A 3428-nucleotide genomic window follows, 5' to 3' on the forward strand; every position below is an offset into this window, starting at 1 on the left:
CCCTCCACAACCACGGCACCACCACCTACCTCGAAATCGGCCCCACACCCACCCTCACCCCCACCACCCACGACACCCTCCCCACCACCAGCACGCCGATCGCCCTGCTCGGCAAGGGGGGTTCGGAGCCGGCGTCACTGATGGCCGGTGTTGCGGCGCTGCACGCCAACGGCGTCACACCCGACTGGTCCGCGGTCTTCGAGGGCCGCGGAGCGCGCCGGGTCGACCTGCCCACCTATCCGTTCCAGCGCCGCCACTACTGGTTCAAGGGCAGGGCGCCGCACGCCGGTCTCGCGTCCGCGGGTCTCGACACCGCCGATCACCCGCTGCTCGGCGCCGCGGCGCGGCTCGCCGACGGCGACGGCTCGGTGTTCACGGGGCGGCTCTCGCTGGCGGCGCAGCCGTGGCTGGCCCACCACGCCGTGTCCGGGGTCCCGGTCGTGCCGGGAACCGCTCTGCTGGAGATCGCCGCGCGCGCCGGGGCCGCGACCGGTGCGCCGCGCATCGAGGAGCTGACCATCGAGCACCCGCTCGTGCTGCCCGAGCAGGGCGGGGTGCGGATCCAGGTCCGGCTCCACGAACCCGATGCGTCGGGCCGCCGCCGGCTGACGCTCCACGCGCAACCCGACGAGTCAGGTCCCGAAGCCGAGGAGTGGACCCGATACGTCGAGGGCGTGCTGGCCCCCGAGACCGCGACAGCAGCGCCGGGCGCCGGGGCGTGGCCGCCCGCCGGGGCGCATCCCGTCCCGGTCGGGGAGCTGTACGCCGCGCTGAGCGCGGCCGGGCTCGAATACGGCCCGGCGTTCCAAGGACTGCGCGCCGCATGGCGCCTGGGCGACACCACGTTCGCCGAAGTCGAACTCGACGCGGAGCAGCACGCCGAGGCCCACCGGTTCGGCATCCACCCCGCGCTCCTCGACTCCGCCCTGCACGCCATCGCGCTCGGTGTCCGCGAGGGCGACCGGGTCCACGGCGAGACGCCGCCACCCCGGCTCCCGTTCTCGTGGTCGGGCGTGTCCCTGCACACGGCCGGCTCGGGCGCGCTGCGTGTCACGATGTCCGCGCGCGGACCCGACTCCATCGCATTGGACGTCGCCGATTCCGAGGGGGCGCCGGTCGCCTCGATCGACGACCTGCTGCTGCGGCCGCTCCCCTCCGACCTCGGCGGTATAGCGACGCCCACAAGGGACTCCCTGTTCGCCGTGGAATGGCGGGAAGCCCCGCCTCCGCAGGCGGTCGCTGCCCGCTGCGCGGTGGTCGGCGCCGACCCGTGGCGCGTCGGCGCGGGCCTGGCCGCCCTCCGCGGCAGCGTCGACTCCTACGCCGACCTCGCGGCCCTGACCGCTTCGCTCGAAGCCGGTGCGGCACTGCCCGACCTGGTGTTCGCCTGCGTCACCGGAGAGGCGGGGGCCGGTACCGCAACAGCGGCGCGCGCGTCCGTCGGCGCGGCGGCGGCGTTGGTGCAGGAGTGGCTGGCCGAGGAGCGTTTCACCGAATCGCTCCTGGTCGTCACGACATCGAACGCCGTGGACGGCGACCCCGCCGGTGCCGACCCCGCCGGTGCGGCGGTGTGGGGGCTGGTGCGCTCAGCGCAGTCGGAGCATCCCGGCCGGATCATGCTGGCCGATGTGGCAGGCGGCGACACGCCGGCGCGACTGCTGCTCGCCGCCGCGCAGTCGGGCGAGCCCCAGGTCGCGTTGCGCGATGACCGGGTGCGCGTGCCACGGCTGGCCCGGGCGCGGACCGATGCCGGCGGCACCGGGCCCGGCTTCGACTCCGACGGCACGGTCCTGGTCACAGGGGGCTTCGGCACCCTCGGCCGCGCGGTGGCACGGCACCTCGTCCGGCACCACGGGGTGCGCCACCTGCTGCTGGTGAGCCGAAGCGGCGGTGATTCGGCCGATGCGGCGCCCTTCCTGGCCGAACTCGCCGAGGCGGGTGCCGCTCCTGTCGCGGCGGCCTGCGACGTCGCCGACCACGATGCCCTCGCCGCACTGATCGCCGGGATCCCCGCCGAACGCCCGCTCCGCGGCGTCGTGCACGCGGCGGGCACCATCAGCGACGGAGTCATGGAGTCGTTGACGGCCGAGCAGATCGACACCGTGTTCCGGCCCAAGGTCGACGCCGCCGCGAACCTGCACGACCTCACCCGCGACCGCGACCTTTCGGCGTTCGTGCTGTTCTCGTCGGCCGCAGGGCTGATCGGCACGTCCGGACAGGCCAACTACGCCGCCGCGAACACCTTCCTGGACGCCCTTGCCTCGCATCGCCGGGGCCTTGGGCTGCCGGCGCTGTCGCTGGCGTGGGGGCTGTGGGACGACGCCAGCGGCATCACGGCGGGGATGAGCCGGGCCGACCACCGCCGCATCGCGTCGAACGGGTTGGCGCCCATGTCCACCGATCTGGGGCTCGCCCTGTTCGACGCCGCGTTGACGGCCGACGCGGCGGTCCTCGCGCCGACCCGTCTCGACCTCGTCGCCATGCGCGGCCTTGCCGCCGCCGGCCGGCTGCCGAAACTGCTGAGCGGGCTTGTGCGCGCCGCTCCCGGACACGACTCCGGCGATGCCCGGCCCGCGGTGGCGGCATCGGACGGTCTGGCCGAGCGGATCGGCGCCCTTGCCGACGACGCGGCGCGGCACAGGGAGGTCCTGGACGTCGTGATCGCCGAAGCCAAGGCGCTCCTGGGGTACGCGGCGGGGGACCTGCTCGACCCGGAACGGCAGTTCGGGGACCTCGGTGCCGATTCGCTGGTCGCCGTGGAACTGCGCGGCCGGCTGAGTTCCGCGACCGGGCTCCGGCTGCCGTCGAGCCTGCTCTTCGACTACCCGACCCCGACCGTGCTCGCCAGGTACCTGGCGGGCGAATTGGCGCCGAGCGAAGGCTCCGACGGGGCAGCGGCGCTGGGGGACGTCGATCGGTTGGCGGCGACGCTTCTCGCGCTGGCGCCCGACGACGGCGCCCGACCGCAGATCACCCAGCGGCTGCATGCCCTGGTGTCGAAGTGGACGACGGGTCGCGACGCCGATCCGGCTGCGGCGGACCTCGCCGAGGCCTCCGACGACGACCTGTTCGAACTCCTCGACAGCGAGCTGGGAACCTGACACACCTCAGGCCCTGCCCGCAGCCCGATCCATCGAGGGAGTTCCACCAGTGAACGAGGACAAGCTCCGCGACTACCTCAAGCGCGCCACCACCGACCTGCGCCAGACGCGGGCCAGGCTGCGCGAAGTCGAGGAGGCGGCCGCCGAGCCGATCGCGATCGTGGGGATCGGCTGCCGCTACCCCGGCGGCGTCGCCTCCCCTGACGACCTCTGGACACTGCTCACCGCCGAGACCGACGCCATCGGCGAATTCCCCACCGACCGCGGCTGGGACCTCGACACCCTCTTCGACCCCGACCCCGAACACGCCCACACCACCTACACCCG

At 74.2% G+C, this 3428-nt stretch carries 2 protein-coding genes; both read left to right on the forward strand.

What is annotated here, in order from left to right; all coding sequences use genetic code 11:
* On the forward strand, positions 1-3101 hold a 3101-nt coding region (locus tag CLV63_RS32975; RefSeq protein WP_146165739.1), incomplete at its 5' end, for a type I polyketide synthase.
* A 49-nt stretch (positions 3102-3150) separates the two neighbouring features.
* A partial coding sequence (locus tag CLV63_RS34910) for a beta-ketoacyl synthase N-terminal-like domain-containing protein (protein ID WP_245929318.1) occupies positions 3151-3428 on the forward strand: 278 nt, incomplete at its 3' end.

Origin of the sequence: Murinocardiopsis flavida (genome assembly GCF_003014485.1) — a bacterium.
In the GTDB taxonomy this organism is placed as follows: Bacteria; Actinomycetota; Actinomycetes; order Streptosporangiales; family Streptosporangiaceae; genus Murinocardiopsis; species Murinocardiopsis flavida.